At 60.7% G+C, this 16806-nt stretch carries 15 protein-coding genes; 11 read left to right on the top strand and 4 right to left on the bottom strand.

Annotated elements, in window-relative coordinates; genetic code table 11:
* Positions 1-244: 244 nt before the first annotated feature.
* The 3 genes from ABIA96_RS35795 to ABIA96_RS35785 all read right to left on the bottom strand — a co-directional run bounded on the left by ABIA96_RS35795 (position 245) and on the right by ABIA96_RS35785 (position 5597).
* Positions 245-1687: an outer membrane protein gene (locus tag ABIA96_RS35795; protein ID WP_354141599.1), complete on the bottom strand. Its 1443-nt coding sequence runs from the start codon at positions 1685-1687 to the stop codon at positions 245-247.
* Between the two features lie 715 nt (positions 1688-2402).
* Positions 2403-3572, bottom strand: coding sequence for an IS110 family RNA-guided transposase (locus tag ABIA96_RS35790; RefSeq protein ID WP_354141598.1), 1170 nt, complete (start codon positions 3570-3572; stop codon positions 2403-2405).
* A 162-nt stretch (positions 3573-3734) separates the two neighbouring features.
* The gene (locus tag ABIA96_RS35785; protein WP_354141597.1) at positions 3735-5597 is read right to left on the bottom strand and encodes a reverse transcriptase domain-containing protein; all 1863 of its coding nucleotides are present in this window, start codon (positions 5595-5597) and stop codon (positions 3735-3737) included.
* A 1150-nt stretch (positions 5598-6747) separates the two neighbouring features.
* Between ABIA96_RS35785 and ABIA96_RS35780 the strand changes: the two genes are divergently transcribed.
* The 3 genes from ABIA96_RS35780 (at position 6748) to ABIA96_RS35770 (ending at position 11361) form a co-directional block, all read left to right on the top strand.
* Positions 6748-8760 (top strand): ParB/RepB/Spo0J family partition protein, encoded by a 2013-nt coding sequence (locus tag ABIA96_RS35780; protein ID WP_354141596.1) that lies wholly within the window; start codon positions 6748-6750, stop codon positions 8758-8760.
* Positions 8761-9478: 718 nt separating this feature from the next.
* Complete coding sequence (locus tag ABIA96_RS35775) at positions 9479-9790, top strand: DUF736 domain-containing protein (RefSeq protein WP_354141595.1); 312 nt, start codon at positions 9479-9481, stop codon at positions 9788-9790.
* Between the two features lie 380 nt (positions 9791-10170).
* Positions 10171-11361, top strand: a complete 1191-nt coding sequence (locus ABIA96_RS35770; RefSeq protein ID WP_354141601.1) for a DUF932 domain-containing protein — start codon at positions 10171-10173, stop codon at positions 11359-11361.
* Positions 11362-11503: 142 nt separating this feature from the next.
* Here ABIA96_RS35770 and ABIA96_RS35765 read toward each other — a convergent pair whose 3' ends face one another.
* Positions 11504-11731: a helix-turn-helix domain-containing protein gene (locus ABIA96_RS35765; protein ID WP_354141594.1), complete on the bottom strand. Its 228-nt coding sequence runs from the start codon at positions 11729-11731 to the stop codon at positions 11504-11506.
* Positions 11732-11956: 225 nt separating this feature from the next.
* Between ABIA96_RS35765 and ABIA96_RS35760 the strand changes: the two genes are divergently transcribed.
* From ABIA96_RS35760 to ABIA96_RS35725, 8 genes are all read left to right on the top strand, one after another.
* A complete protein-coding gene (locus tag ABIA96_RS35760) occupies positions 11957-12229 on the top strand; it encodes a DUF2285 domain-containing protein (RefSeq protein WP_354141593.1) in 273 nt (90 codons plus the stop codon).
* Between the two features lie 165 nt (positions 12230-12394).
* Positions 12395-12589, top strand: a complete 195-nt coding sequence (locus tag ABIA96_RS35755) for a transcriptional regulator domain-containing protein (protein ID WP_354141592.1) — start codon at positions 12395-12397, stop codon at positions 12587-12589.
* 136 nt (positions 12590-12725) lie between these two features.
* Positions 12726-13166 carry a DUF2285 domain-containing protein gene (locus ABIA96_RS35750; RefSeq protein WP_354141591.1) on the top strand — a complete coding sequence of 147 codons (441 nt, stop codon included), beginning with the start codon at positions 12726-12728 and terminating at the stop codon, positions 13164-13166.
* A 133-nt stretch (positions 13167-13299) separates the two neighbouring features.
* Positions 13300-13581: a helix-turn-helix transcriptional regulator gene (locus ABIA96_RS35745; RefSeq protein WP_009734055.1), complete on the top strand. Its 282-nt coding sequence runs from the start codon at positions 13300-13302 to the stop codon at positions 13579-13581.
* A 22-nt stretch (positions 13582-13603) separates the two neighbouring features.
* Positions 13604-14485, top strand: coding sequence for a replication initiator protein A (locus tag ABIA96_RS35740; protein ID WP_354141590.1), 882 nt, complete (start codon positions 13604-13606; stop codon positions 14483-14485).
* 289 nt (positions 14486-14774) lie between these two features.
* Positions 14775-15239: a DUF2840 domain-containing protein gene (locus ABIA96_RS35735; protein WP_354141589.1), complete on the top strand. Its 465-nt coding sequence runs from the start codon at positions 14775-14777 to the stop codon at positions 15237-15239.
* Positions 15236-15748 carry a S26 family signal peptidase gene (locus tag ABIA96_RS35730; protein ID WP_354141588.1) on the top strand — a complete coding sequence of 171 codons (513 nt, stop codon included), beginning with the start codon at positions 15236-15238 and terminating at the stop codon, positions 15746-15748. The genes ABIA96_RS35735 and ABIA96_RS35730 overlap by 4 nt, the downstream gene beginning before the upstream one ends.
* A 179-nt stretch (positions 15749-15927) precedes the next feature.
* Positions 15928-16644 (top strand): lytic transglycosylase domain-containing protein, encoded by a 717-nt coding sequence (locus ABIA96_RS35725; protein WP_354141600.1) that lies wholly within the window; start codon positions 15928-15930, stop codon positions 16642-16644.
* Positions 16645-16806: the final 162 nt, after the last annotated feature.

Below are 16806 nucleotides of genomic sequence, written 5' to 3'. Positions count from 1 at the left end.
GAAACACCTCGATCTCAAGACAGGACGCCCCGTTGCGCTACCGTCTTGGCCGTGCCGCCCGCCGCAGCGCACTACCGCGCGAGCGGTTTAGTCCTGTGGCACGAAACGGACCTCCAGCGATGTCCGCCTTGAGTCCGCTTTCAGGGGCAAAACGGACTATATGTGCTCGGAGCGAGTATTTCGCCTTTTGCCCTTTCCGGACATCGAGGCGCAAGTCCCGGTGGTCGGGCGCCAGACCGCCACGTTATTTGACTGGGAACAGAAGCGCGAGAGAAACACGCAATTGCCAAGCAGATGTGCCGGTCGGACGTATCGCGTTGTAGTAGCCGGCAATTTGAGCGTTCACGGGTTGGTCACCGACTTTGAACACCCGACCGAAGCCGCCTCCGATCGGTACGGTCCATTGCTGACCCGATGTCGCGAGCCAGTTGGATGTGATGATCGGCGACGTGGTCAAGTACCAGCCGTGCGCCATGTTGTAGTTGAGGAAGGGTTGCGCGAGGAATGAGTTCACAGCTGGTGTCAGTGGATTGCCACCGACCGACCACTGATTGTTGAGCAACACACCGATCACCCAATGTCCTGGCGTGACTAAGAAGACGGCCGTGGGGCCGAACAGGAATTTGCCGGTCCCGAGAATAGGATCGTTTGCGGACGGAACAGTGAAGACTGGACCAACGCCCCAGATGAGTTTGCCCGGGTGTGCGGGAGAAAAAAACAACGATTGAGTAATGTCGCCAATGCCATTGGTGTTGCTGTCGAACAGCGGACTCGGCTGGCTCACCAACGGAATGATGGTACGTGAGATCAGGGTCCAGTCATCGCTTAAGTGCATCGGCACGACGGGTTGAATGTTGAATACCTCTTGGGTACGACTGAATGGCCCCGTATTAAAATTGGTATTGCTCTGGAACGGCACGCTAACCAGATCCGCGATCGGATTTTGTGATGCCTTCTGCAGGTCTTCCGAAGGCTCAGGAGAACCATCAGTGGGCGACGGCTCGCCCGCTTCCGGAACGCCGCTCACGAATTTATAATTGATCCCGGCTTTGACCATTTGGAGGTCGTGGTTCAACGGCACCGCGGGCACCGTTGCCGAAGTCCAGTTTGATAGCCCGAGATAATCGTATTCGAGTTTGACGGTCCAATGCGGCTTGAAGCCGTATTCGATGCCACCGCCAACTAACCAGCCGCTGCCGGTGCTGGACCCGTTCCAAACAGTGCCAGGGAGGTTCAAAGTAGCGTTGCTGTGCACCCAGCCGCCGCCAAGCTTGGCGAATACGAGCCATTGATCGTTCACGAGGCCGACGCGGCCCGCCACGGTGCCGATCCAGTGCTGGTCTACATAGCCTAATGTCGGAGTAGAGAGGACCGGATGACTAAAGCTGGCCCCATCGACATCACCTTCGACACCAAATAGAAAGTGACCGGCCTGGAAGTTATAGCCGGCCTGCACGCCGCCAATGAATTCGGTGAGGCCGCCATACAGATTGTTGCCAGGAATGTTCAGGCTGCCGTTGGACCATCCCCCGCCGAAGTTGGCACCCACATAAAACCCTGACCAATTATAGGGCGCCGCTGCGATCGGTGCTTTGTACACGGGGGCTTTGGTAGGCAAGTCCGATGCAAGAGCAGACCCACTCAACAATCCTGCAGCAGCGATGCCCGCAAGGAAAAGTTTCTGCACTGTCGCCTCCTGAAGGTCGGCCACAACTCCGCAAAACATACTGCGAGGAGCGCCTTCTGCCCAACCGACTTGATTGATGCGGGTCAAACCATGCGTGGTATTTTCGATGCGGTGACATTTCCGCAACAACGAGGTTGGTCCATCTCTTTAGCCGCGCCGCATCAAGCCGTTCTAGTTCTGTCGCCATTGCTGCCTCAGTTTGCGACCGCCTCAAACCGCACGTGCGATGTCGCTTCTTGGCACATAGCGACGCTTTTGCCACTCAGTTCACTTCCGCTTCCGATCAAAGCGGACATACTTCTCGACGCCGCTCGGTCGCGGTCGAATGTAATGGGGCGACCCCCGCGCCAGGCGGGGTCGCGCTCTATCTCGCGGCCAAGCGACCGCTCAACCGAGCCCGCAAGCGGTCTCGGCCCATTCGGGTCACGATCGCTCCGCCAAGAACACGGCAGCGTACGCTTCGCCCGCTTCCATAACGCGAACAATCAGGACTGGAGCCGTTGTCCCGCCTGCATGCTGCACCGTGGCAGCCGCATCAACTTATATCCGGTCGAGCGCCAGCGGCTCGTATCAAAATCCTGCATACTCGTGGCAGCTCGGCTCCAAGATGGATGGGACTCATCTCTCGTACGGCTGATAAGGCCAACCCGGCATCCTCAGTCACACATCCGTCCCGGCATTGGCCCGGAAGCGTGGGCCAAACTCATTCAACTGATCAAGTAGTGACGATGGCACCTGTCGGAACCTTGCCGGTTTCGACGTATCGCCAGAGAGCGATCACCAGCTTGCGCGCGAGCGCGATGATCATGATGCGCCGGACGCGACCCTTCAGGTCTCCGACGCGCCTGTAATACCAAAGAGACAGTTCGCTTTTCGATTGGTACCTGAGCCACAGCCAAGCCATTTGCACGGCGATCACACGGGCTCGTGTGTTGCCGGCTTTATTGATTCCCTGGTCGTGTTTGGTGTCTCCGCTGTCGTAGGGTGCCGGCGTCAAGCCGACGTAGCTGGCGACTTGCCGGCGGTTCTGGAACGGTCGATAGAAGACTTCCCGCGTGAGCACTGTGGCAAACTCGGCGCCGATACCGTGCAGCTTGACGAGCTGGCGCATCTTTTCGGTGCAAGCGTCCCCTGATGGTTCGCTTCCTTTGACGAGCCTGTCACGTTCGGCTTCGACCTCCCGGACTTGCTCGGCGACCACCTTGAGCCGCTTCCATTCGCGCTCGATCTCGATCTTCAGCCGCGCCGGAATCGGCCGACCATCGCCGGTCCGCATCTTATCAAGACGCTCACACCACTTTGCATCCGTGATCCGGAGCGCCCGAATGCCATGCGTTATCAAAAGGGCCTTGATCCGGTTCAAATGGCCGGTACGTTCGCGCACCATTCGCTGCCGCTCGCGATGGAGGCGCCGCGCATCCTCTTCCTCGGGCGTTGGCGCGCGAACCACGCGACAACTTTGCGGATCGCCTTGCACGAAGCCGACAATCGCCCTGAGTAGACGTTTGGCGTCGATATTGTCGGTCTTGATATGCTTGGCGCGACGATCGATCGGAAGACTCGCTGCATCGAGGACGTGGTTCTCGACACCGTGGTGGACGAGCACCCTGTGCAACCAGAACCCGTCGTAGCCTGCCTCATAGCAGCATACCGTCCGCACCCGGCTGACGTCCTTGCCTCGAAGCTTCGCTTGCAGGCGGCCGATAAGGTCAAGCAATCGCTTTGTGTCCCCGCCCGGTATCGCATGCACGCTGATCTTGTCGCCGAGCCGCGGTGCGAACGTCGCCACGAGCCAGGTCGCGCGGCTCAACTCCATGGCCAGAAAAAGCGTATTCTTGAACTCTTCGGGCTCTACTTTCACGGTGAACTCGGTTTGGCCGTTCATGTTGACCTCCTATGTCAGCGAATCAGAGACGCCGATTGGAGCACTCTTGCCTGCTGCATAGGATCTCTCGTGAACCGAGCCGCAAGGCGTCTCGGTAGGGTAGGCGCGGGATACCTCAACGAGGATATCCCTACGCCTCCCCCCAAACCGTGCGGGCACTTTTCAATGCACACGGCTTTCCGTACGCGCATGCTCTCGACCGGAGACGGTTAAACGGCATGACGGACACAGGACGATGGTCTTGCGCCGCCAACCGGACCGTTTCCAATCCGTCAGCGATCCGCTTCGCAGGTCTCCTACGCGGCGGAGGTGATGCATCTCAAATGGTCCCGTCGTATCGCCGCAGGCTTCGCATCTGCGAGCGTTGAGGCGATCGATCAGATCATTTGGGCTTTTGACCCACCACGCCCCTGCTGTGACGTTGTCGACTACAGGACTCGTCCAGTAGGTTTGGGTCAGATGCTTCAGCCTCCACAGCTTAATGCTGCGAAGCTTACCACGGACCACGGAGCTGACCTCGTAGTCCGTACCATTCCACAGACGCGCCATGGTTCTCGCTCTCGTCGTCCGATGTCGCATCGCCAGCGTCTTCACGAGGCTGCGGAACACAACAAGCTCCAACAGCCCCAAGGCGCCCTTGAAGTCATCAGCAAACGAATGGTAGTTCGCAAAGCCACGGAACTCTGAGTTATAGGCGAGGACGGTTGCGACATCGCTGGTAACCAAGAACTGCTCGCGCGGACGGCCAGTTTTTCTGGCGAGATCGCCATAGCCATGTCGCTTGCAGAACGCGGTAACCTCCTTCCGCGGCACTCGCAAACTGACATTGCCGGTGGTCGGCCGGCGTACCACGCGCCATGTCCGTCCATCCGGTCCCGTGCGGTTGGATTTACGTCCAGCCCCGTAGGATGTGTATGTCGAGATGCGATAGCTCAGGAAGGTCACTCCCTTTGAAGCGGCGTAGACCCCACTTTTCTCGGGCGACACGGTGAGCTTCAATGTCTGCGTCAGAAATTGTTCGACGCAAGCCATGATCTCACACGCTTCCCGCTTGCTCCCGATCACGCCGATGAGGAAGTCGTCGGCGTAGCGGCAGTAGCGGAGCCTTTTGAAGTTGGGGTCCATCGGATCGACGGAAGGCACTTTCCGTCTCTCCTGATTGATGGCTTTGATCTCCGCGAACGCAGCGTCGATCTCAGCCCGATCCGCGCCTTCGGCGCGGAGCCGTTCAATTTTCCGGCGGAGACTAAGGACGCGCCGTTCCAGCGCCGCGTAGCGCGGGAATGGACGTCGATCGCGACCCTTGTCGAAGCCCGCCTTCATCATCTGCATGTGCTGATCCAGCTCGTGCAGATAGATGTTGGCGAGCAAGGGCGAGACAACGCCGCCCTGTGGCGTACCACTGTAAGTGCGTCCGTAGACCCAATCTTCCATGTAGCCTGCTTTGAGCATTCCTTCGATCAGACCGATGAACTTGTCGTCATCGATCCGCTTCTTTAGAAGCCCAAGCAGAATGTCATGGTCGATGTTGTCGAAGAACCCACGTACATCCACTTCGACCAGCCACTTGCAGCCCGTCCAGGTCTTCTTGATGGACTTAAGTGCGGTATGACAGGATCGCCCCGGGCGGAACCCATGCGACTCATCGAGGAACACGGGTTCGTAGATCGCTTCGAGCAGAATCCTGACCGCCTCCTGAACGAGCCGGTCTTCCACCGTAGGGATACCCAGCGGTCGTGTTTTGCCGTTGTCCTTCGGGATATAAACCCGCCGGACTGGCCGGAAGCGATAGGTGCCGTCTGCTACCCGCCTGGCGACGTCAGCGAGCTTCGCCAGCGACATGCCGTCGAAGGTCTTGCCATCTACGCCAGGCGTCAGGGCTCCCTTGTTGCGAGAGACCTTTTCGTAAGCCCGCTCGAAGAGATGCGGAGATCTCATCAAGCGGTGAAGGCCATTTACGCGCTTACCCGACCGCGACAAAGTCGGCAGTGATTCAATTCTTCTCTGGATGGTAGCGGCCTGCATCAGCAGAACCTCTCCGTCGAAGAATCTCTTCTACGCATACTGCAAATGCCGTTATTAGCGACATCGTCCTTCCCCCGATCGGAGGCGCTTTCGGTCCGGTCACCCGGCCTTATACGCATGATCGTCCGCCTCGCGGCGGCTGTCCCGGCCATTACGCCGGGCATTTGGGTACTATGACGGCTCCGTCGCCATACAGGTCCTTGAAAGAGCCTGCTGCAGGCGATCCCGTAGTTGCGTGTGTGGGAAGTTGCGGTGTGTTTAGGTGTCCCATTCGTCTCCTTGACCCACCGATGGTGGTCGTCCCACGCGGACTGGTGGCAAATCGCAATGGCCGGTGCGACCTGCCCCGCGTGGCATAGCGTGTCAGCCGCGTTCGCTACGGCCAGCCCTTTGGCAACTGGAAACTGGGATTCAGGCAATACAGCTTTCACCATGCACACCTTACTCTGTGCTCTCCACCGGACTGCGGCGCCCGACTTCGAGACGTTTCCCGGCATGCTCTGGTCCCGTTCTCCTTTCGGAGTCTCAGTCGTTTCCGACACCGGTAAGCCGGGCAAGTAGGAGCCATAACCAGCAGGCTCCATTCTTTCGAACACTCCCTTCTTCTCCACGCCTCAACGGCGCACGCCATCCGGCTTCGATCCCTCGCGCGATCATGAGTCGCTCGCCGGAGGCACTCGCCCTCGGTCCCACCGTCACTTCGTTCCGGCGTCGCTATCACTGCCCTTCGTTCGGGTGCCTTCTTAACCGGTCTCGCGACTGCACTCGGTCCCGGGTCCCGCCGCTATCGCGTCGGCGCTATGCTGACCCTCCTGCGGGTGCCTCTTTCTCTATCGCGCACGGCTCGCATCAGCCAACTTGCCCCGTCCTCTGGCTCTAAGGGGCTCCGCCCCTCGCGCGCGCCAGGGTAAAGCGCCGGCCATGCCGGCGCCGACCCGAGCGGTCTCCCCGGTCTTCCGCGCTTTCGCAGGTCCCCAACACTGGAAATCCTGGCACGCGCTTGTGCAGACCCGCTCTTCGAGCGGCCCTTTCGGGCGGGCGATCCCCCTCCGCTCAGGTCGCCCTGGCACTTGCTACCCCTGGTCTCGCCGACGGGCAGGGGCGCAGGCGCGGAGTGCGCCCTGCACCCATGAAAGCAAGGAGATCGATCATGTCGGCCAAACACGTTGAACAACTCCCCGAGAACGGAACGCAAGTTCTCATTCCGCTCAACAAGCTCAAGAAGTCCCCGAAGAATGCGCGCAAGACGCCGCACAGCGATGCGGCGATCGAGGCCTATGCGGCGAGCATCGCCGCCAAGGGCATTCTGCAAAATCTGGTCGTCGAGCCAGAGGTCGATGGTGAGAATGCGGCTACCGGGTTCTATTTCGTGACCATCGGCGAGGGCAGGCGGCTTGCCCAGCTTTTGCGGGTGAAGCGGAAGGAGATCAAAAAGACCGAGCCGATCCGGTGCATCGTTGATACCGCGAACGATCCGCACGAAATCAGCTTGGACGAGAATGTCACCCGGGAAAACATGCATCCCGCCGATCAGTTCGAGGCGTTCAAGAAGCTGGCGGAGGAACGCGGCTTCGGCGCCGAGGAAATCGCCGCCCGCTTCGGCGTGACGCCGCATGTGGTGCGGCAGCGCCTGCGGTTGGGCGCAGTCTCTCCGAAGCTGATGCAGGTCTATCGCGAGGGCGATCTGGCTCTTGAGCAGTTGATGGCCTTTGCCATCACCGACGATCACGCCCGGCAGGAAAGTGTTTATGAGCGGCTATCCTATAACCGGGATGCCAGCACCATCCGTCGCATGCTCACCGAAACCCATGTGGCCGCAACCGACCGCCGCGCGCGCTTTGTCGGGATCGAAGCCTACACGGAAGCGGGCGGCTCGATCCTTCGGGACCTCTTCACCGAGGATCGCGGCGGCTATCTGGAAGACGTGGCGCTGCTTGATCTGCTGGTGACCGCAAAGCTTGGCCGTGAGGCCGATGCCGTGCGAGCAGCCGAGGGCTGGAAATGGACGGAAGCTTATCTTGATTTCCCGCACGCCCACGGCATGCGGCGAACCTACCCGCATCCGGTCGAGCTTTCGGCGGAAGATCTGGCCGCTCTTACAAGGGTACAGACGGAATTCGACCGCCTCAGCGAAAAGCACCAGACGGCGGATGAACTTCCTGAAGATGTGGGTGCCCGGTTCGGCGAGCTCGAGGCCGAGATCGAGCGACTGGAAGCGAAGCGGCAGACCTATGATGCTGACGACGTTGCGCGCGGCGGTGCTTTCGTGATCCTCAATCACGACGGTGCCGTCCGGATCGAACGCGGTTTCATCCGGCCCGCGGACGAAAAGCCGCAATCCGAAGCGGAGCAAACCGCGGAAGCCTCAGCGACAGGCGATCCGGAGGTAGATGATCAGGCAGTACAAGATGAGAGCGGGGAGGGTGCAGGTGCGGCCGACGAGGAAGAGGACGACCGTCCATTGTCTGACGTTCTCGTTCGTGACCTTACCGCGCACCGAACCTTGGGTCTCCGGCTCAACCTGAGCGAACAGCCGGAAGCCGCCATTGTTGCGGTCACCCATGCGCTCGCTGCGCAAATCTTCTATCTTGGCGCGGATGCCCATGTTGTCGGTATCCAACCGATCAAGACGGATTTGGCAGGACATGCGGACGGGATCGAGGACACGCCTGCCGGCAAGGCATGGGCGGAGGGCCACGCCAATTGGGCAAGGCAGATACCGCGCGACGTCACGAGCCTCTGGGCGTTCGTTGCCGAGCTTGATCCTGACAGCCGCATGGCTTTGTTCGCCCATTGTGCGGCGCTGACCGTCAACGCGGTCAAACTGCCGTGGGAGCGGAGGCCCCGCGCTTTGGCAACAGCCGACCTGCTGGCGGAAGCCGTTTCCCTCGACATGACCGGCTACTGGCGGCCGACCGCGCGCAGCTATCTCGGTCGCGTCACCAAGGCCCGCATTCTGGAGGCCGTCTGCGACGGTGTGAGCGGCGAGGCTGCCGAGCGGATGGCAGATATGAAGAAGATCGATATGGCGGAAGCGGCCGAGCAGCTGCTCGCCGCGACCGACTGGCTGCCCGCCGTGCTGAGGACGGCCAAGCCGCAAGAGCAATCCGATGCGCCCACTGCTGGGCAAGGCGATGATGCCTATTCGGAGGCTGCCGAGTGAGTTCTCAGCCGGGGCCGCGCATGCGGCCCCGGCCAACCACCCAAAATTTCGGCCGCGCGCCGAGGCGCGCGGCCGATGCAATTGATGCAAAGGTAGCGACTACAGACGCAAGCCCACACCTGGACCACGGATACGGGTCCTTCCGATCATTGCCGATCGTAGCGAACCGCGAACACGGGATCGTCGTCTGGCCCGCTTCATCAGCAGCGATGTGCCCTTGGCCGGGTCCTTGATCAAACGAATGACTGTTGCCGTTCGGATCGTCTTTCGGCGGGAGTTCCTTCCAGCGGCGCTCTGATACGCCCCGACAAAATGCGAAACTGGTCGCTGGTCGTCTCCTCTCGCGCGTCTTACTCGCCGTTGATGCGCTGGTGTCAGCGTGCGTTCGACCGATCAAGCCGGCTCCTTGTGCTGCATGAATGCCGGCAGCCATGGTGGTCTCCGTCAGTTTGTTTGTGGGCGGCGTCCAACGCAACCTCGAATGGGCTGATCAAGGCCGAGGGACGGCAAGAGCCTCGATCGCCTTCCCGCAACGGCTACGCCCGCTTTTTTCCCCTGCCGCAAAGGCGCGGCATTCCTCGCGGAAAACAAAAAAGCAGGCTTACCGCCGTCCTCCGCTGCGCTGCGGGCCTGACGGCTGCGGGCCGATCGCTCCCCGGGCCAAGGATCGCCATCGAGGCCGCGATGGGCGCGGCCCGAGCAACCAACGGAGACCACCATGGCTACCATCGGCACCTTCACTGCTTCGGACAACGGCTACGTCGGCTCGATCAAGACGCTGACACTGAACATCAAGGCCAGGTTCGCAGCATCCGATAAGGATAACGACAAGGCGCCCGACTATCGCATCTTCGCCGGCACCACCGAATTCGGCGCCGCCTGGAAGAAGACCGCCCGCGACAGCGATCGCGAATACCTCTCGGTCAAACTCGATGATCCGAGCTTCCCGGCGCCGATCTACGCTTCGCTGGTGAAAGTCGAGGGCGACGAGGGCTTCACCCTGATCTGGTCCCGCCGCAACGGCGACTGATCCATCCGGATCATCCGCCCCGCCTCTCCGGAGGCGGGGCTTTTTTGCGTTTCTGCTGCCGCCTTGCAGGGAAACAGGAAGAGCATTGTTTTTTGGAAGTGAATCGCTAAGGGCTCCGCCCTCGCGCGGGCAAGGGTGAAGCACGGCTCGCCGTGCCGGCCGGACCGGTATCCCCGGTCTTCCGCGCCATGGATCTTCATGACGACCAAGGTCGTCAGGGCGCGTGCAGACGCGCGCTCATCGAGCGCGCCCTTGTCAGGCGGGTGATCCCCCTCCGCTCCGGCCGCCCTTGCCCTTGCTACCCCAGGTCTCGCCGACGGGCAGGGTTGCAGCGCAGCGCTGCGCTTCAACCTCAGCCCATAGGAGAAACGACCATGAACATGATGACTTTATCGCAAGGCCAACAGCCTGCTTCCGGCGGCTTTCGTGTGGATGTATCGCGTGGCCAACGAATTGGCCGTGTGTCGTCGGAATGGTTTTCGCGACCGGACGACGAACGTTATTTGAACCTGCCTGACCTCTATAACGCCGTGCGCGGCCGCGCCGAGCGCGCGCAGGCGCGGACGGTGGAAAGCCGGGCCATCCGGGTAGAGGTCAACAGCAACAACTCCGAGCGATTGGCCTTGACGGTACGGGGACGTGACGAGCCAGTGGCGCCCACACATTGGAGCTTTGGCCAGTTGTGCACGCTGGTCGGCGCGCCGACCTCCTATCTGCGGCAACTTCCTGCGGCTCTGTCAGGCGTCAACCTGCAACATGGCTTGCTCTCGCACCGCGCCGAGCTCGTGAAAACCCTCGAAGCTGATAACGGGCGGATCGAGCTTCGTGCAGTCACCGGGCCAGACTATGGCCGCATCTGGGATCACGAGCTTGTCGCCGCAGTCATGAAAATCGCAGGCAACGGCACCGGCGACACGCGCTGGAAAGTGCCGGGCGTGCTGGATTGGTCAACAATGACCCACAATCCCCTTGTGGACGTAACCAAGGACACGACGACGCTTTACGCCAGCGACCGCGACGTGTTCCTGTTTCTGGTCGATGATACCAACCCGATCGAGGCGGGGCGGCTGCCGGATGGATCACCGGATTTGTACTTTCGGGGATTTTATTGCTGGAACAGCGAAGTCGGCAGCAAGACGCTCGGGATTGCCAGCTTCTATCTCCGGGCCGTCTGCATGAACCGCAATCTCTGGGGCGTGGAGAACCTCGAGCAGATCACAATCCGGCATTCCAAATTCGCAGCGCAACGGTTTGCGCACGAAGCGGCCCCCGCGTTGACGAGCTTCGCCAATTCCTCGCCCGAGCCATTCGTTGCGGGCATCAAGGCCGCGCGGGAGCGGATCGTTGCACGGACGGACGAAGACCGAGAGACCTTCCTTCGCAAGAATGGGTTTTCCAAATCCGAGACTGCGAAAATCATCGAAACAGTTCTAGGTGAAGAAGATCGCAAGCCCGAGAGCATCTTTGATTTCGTGCAGGGGATTACGGCGCTGGCCCGCACCAAGTCGCATCAGGACGCGAGGCTTGAACTGGAAGGGAAGGCAAAGCGCTTGATGGAACGCGCGATCTGAGAGGCTAGCCGCGCAATCGGGTCGGTTGCGCGGCTACTTCCCTAAAGCCCATGCATCTCCGCCGGTCCGGCAAGCTGGACCGGCGGAGATGACGCGTGTCCGCGTCCGGCGCTCGCCGGGCCTCCGGCCCGGCTCGCGAAGATCAGGACCGAATCTTAGACAATTTTTCCTCAAGCAGATCTGCAGGCCGTACTTCCAGCGCTTGGGCAGTCTGCCAGATCGTGAGCAGGGTCGCGTTTTGCAACCCTCTTTCCATGCTGCTTATAAAGGCCCTATCAACGCCCATGCGTTCCGCAACCGCCTCCTGGCTCAAGCCAAGGGCCAGCCGGAATCGGCGTGCGTTTCCTCCAAAGACCTTGCGAATGTCCATCCGCAGGATAGGAGGCAATCGCGTATTTTGGCGCTACGTGTTATAATACGCGGACGCGCCGCCCCGGTTGTGATCGCGAATGGAGATTCGCTTGCCGAAATGTAGAGGAAAGGGGTCCAGCCCGGTTCTTGGTGGCATGCCATATGCTACACTCGCAAGCCATGCGAGGTCGCAAGATGCGTCCGCCCTATTTCTTATTTCGATTGCTCGTGCAGCGTAGGGCCGATGTCAAAACCACCGCTTGATCCTGACGTCGCGGATGTCGCGCCAACCGATGCAGCGCTGACCCCCTATGACGAGCAGCATGTCGTGACGTACATCCGCCTTCTGCAGGCGGAGGGTCAGGGGGCGGACTGGCGGGAGGTCGCTCGAATCGTCTTACACGTCGATCCGGAGCGAGAGCCGGAACGTGCGCGGACGGCATATCAGAGTCATCTTGCACGCGCCAAATGGGTGACCGAGCAGGGGCGTCTGTTACGCGGCGCCAGCTCAAAATAGAAGAAATTCGCCGCCTAGAAACCTACAGCCAAAGCTATTTTCTCCCGCTAACCGGTGGTCATTCTCATGCACCACGTGGTGCCAAACTAGGGGCTTCCTACAACCGCCTCGTTCATAACTATTGCGCCGCAATCCTTGTTGGTTGCGTGCAATGGGGCGGAAGAAATGCCTGAATTCGACTGGCGATCGCCGGATTCGTTTAAGAGCCTAGAGAACGCTGAGATCACTCACATCGCCTGGGAAGGCCTTCGTATGAACGTCGACTACCAACGGGATTACGAAACGATGATTGCGAACAGCCCCGATGGCGAAGTGACCGAGAAATTCAGGAGGAGGTGGGGGATCTGCTTTCGCCCATGACCCGCAAAGGTCCTCCAAAGAACAGGCGATCTTTTGGACACCTGAGGTTCTAGCGTCCGTTGTCCCGGTGACAACCGCCCCGGCTGTTGCTCACAAGTCAGCGTCTCAGCCACTGCTCGACTTTACTGTTGGACAGGTGCGCGGCGCCGCCGACGGTTGGCACGCGGTTCTGCACATCGGCTCGGTGGAGCATCGCATCTGGTCGAAACAGCCGCTGATCGCAGGTGCTCACTATGCGGTCGAGTTGCCGCTTGATCGCGATTTCGAGGCGCGCGCGCACGCTGCTACGCGGCTATGGCGCGCGATGAATGGACGTGCGCCGGGACCTGCCTTTCATCGCTTGTCCAAACAGCGGCGCGAACGATTATGCGCGGCCCTTCGCGCGGCCGCCGCGTATTTCGCCGGCGCCACCTATCGAAGCATCGCAGAGGCCCTGTTCGGGAAAAAGCGCATACCGGATCGCGTCTGGAAAACGCACGATTTGCGTAGCCGAACCATCCGCCTCGTGCAAAGCGGTCTCGCGTTCGTACGCGGCGGCTATCGCAAACTTCTGCGGCTTGAGCGCAGAGACGAGTAGCGGCGGTCTCTAGGGGTGCCGAAAATCGGCCCCCCAATATTCGGCATCCCCCTCCGACATCGCGCTTCTCCATGATGACCGCACACACGCTGGCGCTGCCATTCGCGGTGCGGTGTCACCTTGGAGTTCTCAAATGCCCGATCCGATGGCCGGTCTACCCCCGCGTTTCCTGCGTACACCAGAGGCCGCGCGTTATCTGGGCCTCTCGGGTCGCACGCTTGAAAAGCATCGGACGTACGGCACCGGCCCAACCTATCGGAAGATCGGCGGGCGGGTCGTCTACGCTTTGGATGACTTGAAGGCCTGGGCTGATCTCGGCGCCAAAACGTCGACATCAGATCCCGGCAAGGGCACCGTGCTGCCCGCAAAGAAGCAGCCGGTCTTGCGCCCGTATGCGGGCCAGGAACGTCGTTGATCGCCGCGCAAGAGCAGTGACCATGCGGCGCAAACACCATTCCGAGCGCGACCAGCTTGAGCTCTTTCGGGCGCTTCCCGGCGATCTTGCGCCCCGCGATGCGCAGGATCTGATGGCTTATCCATTCTTCTCGCTGGCAAAGACTAAGCGGATTGTGCCGATCGATTTCCGTGCGGGTACGATCGCAATTCGTGTTGAAGCTGTGCCGGAACACGGCATGGCGACCATCTGGGATGCAGACGTTCTGATCTGGGCTGCGTCCCAGATCGTCGAAGCACGTGACGCCGGCTTGAAGACGTCGCGCCTGATGGCTGCAACGCCTTACGAGATTCTGACGTTCGTCGGCCGCGGCACCAGCGCGCGCGACTATGACCGGCTGAAGGCTGGTCTCGACAGACTTCAGTCAACGACCGTGATGACGTCGATCCGCCAGCCGACAGAACGACGACGGCATCGCTTCTCCTGGATCAACGAGTGGAAGGAGACGGCCGATGCAAATGGCCGTCCATTTGGGCTCGAGCTGATTCTGCCTGATTGGTTCTACGCAGGCGTGATCGATGACGCGCTCGTGCTGACGATTGACCGCGCCTATTTCGATCTGATGGGCGGGCTTGAGCGCTGGCTCTATCGTCTTGTGCGCAAGCACGGCGGTAGGCAGGACGGCGGCTGGAGTTTCGATCTTGTGCACCTCCATGCCAAGTCCGGCATCCTCTCGCCGCTCAAGCACTTCGCTTACGACGTACGTCAGATCGTCCAGCGCCAGACATTGCCCGGCTATCAGCTCGTGCTCACGCGCGATCCGAGCGGCACTGAGCGACTGAACTTCGCGCCTATGCCTGTTGATCCCTTAACGTCACGCCTGCGCCGGCGCGGTCTCATTCCAAATTCGGAGGACAATCTGTGAATCAGCTCGTGCTATCGAGGACCGCAACCCTCGTGCTATCGGGGACCCAATCCTCGTGCTATCGAGGACCGAAATCGAGCTTAACAGCTTGTTTCTCCGCGCTTTCCAGCTCCTCTAACTTTACTAACCAGAAATCCTTCGGATTTCTTCTAACGGACCCGGCCACAGGCCGCATTGGGGGCGAGTGGCAACGGTGGGCCGTCAGTCGTGCTTGCCTTCAGAAGCCGCACACGCACTTCACCGACCGCAAAGCTCACGGCCCCCGGTCCCAGCTTCAGGGACCGGCAGCATGAGCGACCTCACCGAAGTGGAAGTGTTGTGGCTCGAGAAGCGGATTGAAAACCGTATTCGGTTCGGGCGCCTGGCTGAGGAGAAGAAGATCGATCGTCACCGGCGCGTCGTGTCATTTGCGCCCGGCAGCATCTTCGCCTTCGTTCGTTGGACCTCCAACGATTTTGGCACGATCATCTCGCGGATTGACATCTTGCGCGCGGTCGCACCGGGACAGCGCTGCTCGACCGTGCCGTATGTGAAGCCCGGTGGGGAGATCTTGCTGCGGCTCTCCGGTTGGCCGAAGGTCGAACGGGTGCTGCAGGTGGTCGATGCCATCGAAGCGCTCGGCATCGATCCCGCTGACGTCGCTCCTGATCATTGGCATCACATTCATAATCGTGTGTCCGTCAACGAAAACCCGCGCCCCTATACGAAAGCGCGCCACCAGGCGTGGCTTCACCGGCAGAGGGTCATGCGATGACCAGCCGGTTCAAGACGCTGACCGCGATGCTGGCCGGCGCCGCGGCTCTTGTCGCGCCTGTCGTTCTGGAGATCACACCGCTCTACGTGTGGAATGCTTCCGAAAGCGTACCGATCGGGCTCTACCGTTTGCAGCCGGCTGACAACTTGTTCGTCACCGAACTCCTCGCCGTACAGCCACTGGAGCCCCTTGCGACCTTCCTAGATCTCAACGGCTATCTGCCGGCCGGAGTGCTGATGCTCAAACGCGTGCTGGCGCTTCCCGGACAGACCGTCTGCCGAAGCGGGCTCACAGTCTCCGTCGATGCGATCGAAATGGGCGATGCCCGAGATCGCGATGGACGCGGTCGACCCCTTCCGAAATGGCAGGGCTGTCGCGTCGTCGGTGACGGCGAACTCTTCGTCATGAATTGGCAGTCCGCCATTTCGCTGGATGGTCGCTATTTCGGGTTCTTGCCGGTATCGGCCGTCATCGGCCGTGCGCTGCCAGTGTGGACCTGGGAGGACTGATCGTGCGCATCTTGGGTATCCAACCTGCTATTCCTCTGTTCGGCCGAGTGCTGCACCATTCCTCCGTCCCGACCAACGATTGTGAAGCCGTCGCGCGGAGCGGCTGTCAAGGGCGGCCGAACGGCCGGCGCGAAGCAGCTTTACCCTGGACGGATGCGAGCACGGCGGCATCCTTGCGTGTGTTCGAGAGGAGCCTGCGCGCTGTCGTACCGTTGTTCGTTGCGCTGACCGTGAGCAAGGTTCCTGCTTCAGCCGAGATGCGACCTGCGGAGCCTACAGCGAGCCATCGAACTAGCAATTCATTTGCGGAGTTCGTCGACGAGGCCGCGCGCCGCTTCGGCGTGCCGGTGCGCTGGATATTTGCAGTCGTAGACATCGAAAGCGCCGGAGACGTGCGTGCAAGGTCACCGAAAGGCGCCATGGGGCTGATGCAGATCATGCCAGAGACGTGGGCAGAGCTGCGTCTGCGGTACGACTTCGGCAAAGATCCCTACGATCCCCACGACAACATTCTTGCGGGCACCGCGTACCTTCGCGAATTGCGCGACCGCTACGGTGCGCCCGGCTTCCTTGCAGCCTACAACGCGGGACCTGCTCGCTACGAAGAGCATCTCGCCGGCCGTCCATTGCCTGCTGAGACTCAGGCCTATTTGCAGAAGCTTGTGCCAGTCATCGGCAGCGACATCGCAGCTTCCAGCGCAGTCGCGAGTCTGCGGTCATCGTTGGGAGCACTCTTCGTTGAGCGATCTCAAAGGTCAGAGACAGCTCTCTGGGGGCAGCCCGGGCACCCGCCGAACCGGGCCCCGTCGGCCATCTCCGTTCACGACATCTCGGCCATTGCGCCACAGGCAACAGGGTTGTTCGTCGCGAGTTCTGTTGCGGGAGGCTCCCGATGAGCGAATGCGCAAGCTGGCATGCAATGGCGTGCGCTGGAGAAGAGTGGGCGGAAAGGCGAGAGCAGTGGTATGCGTCCGGTTCTTGCACGTCAGTCAGGCCTTGACATGAATCTCTGGTTTCCAAACCCACGGCAGCAGTTCGTCGAGACGCTTGATCGGATG

The organism is Bradyrhizobium sp. LB11.1 (assembly GCF_040549385.1).
Lineage (GTDB): Bacteria > Pseudomonadota > Alphaproteobacteria > Rhizobiales > Xanthobacteraceae > Bradyrhizobium.
The sequence above is the reverse complement of the archived record's forward strand: the minus strand, read 5'-3'. Positions and strand labels throughout refer to the sequence as shown.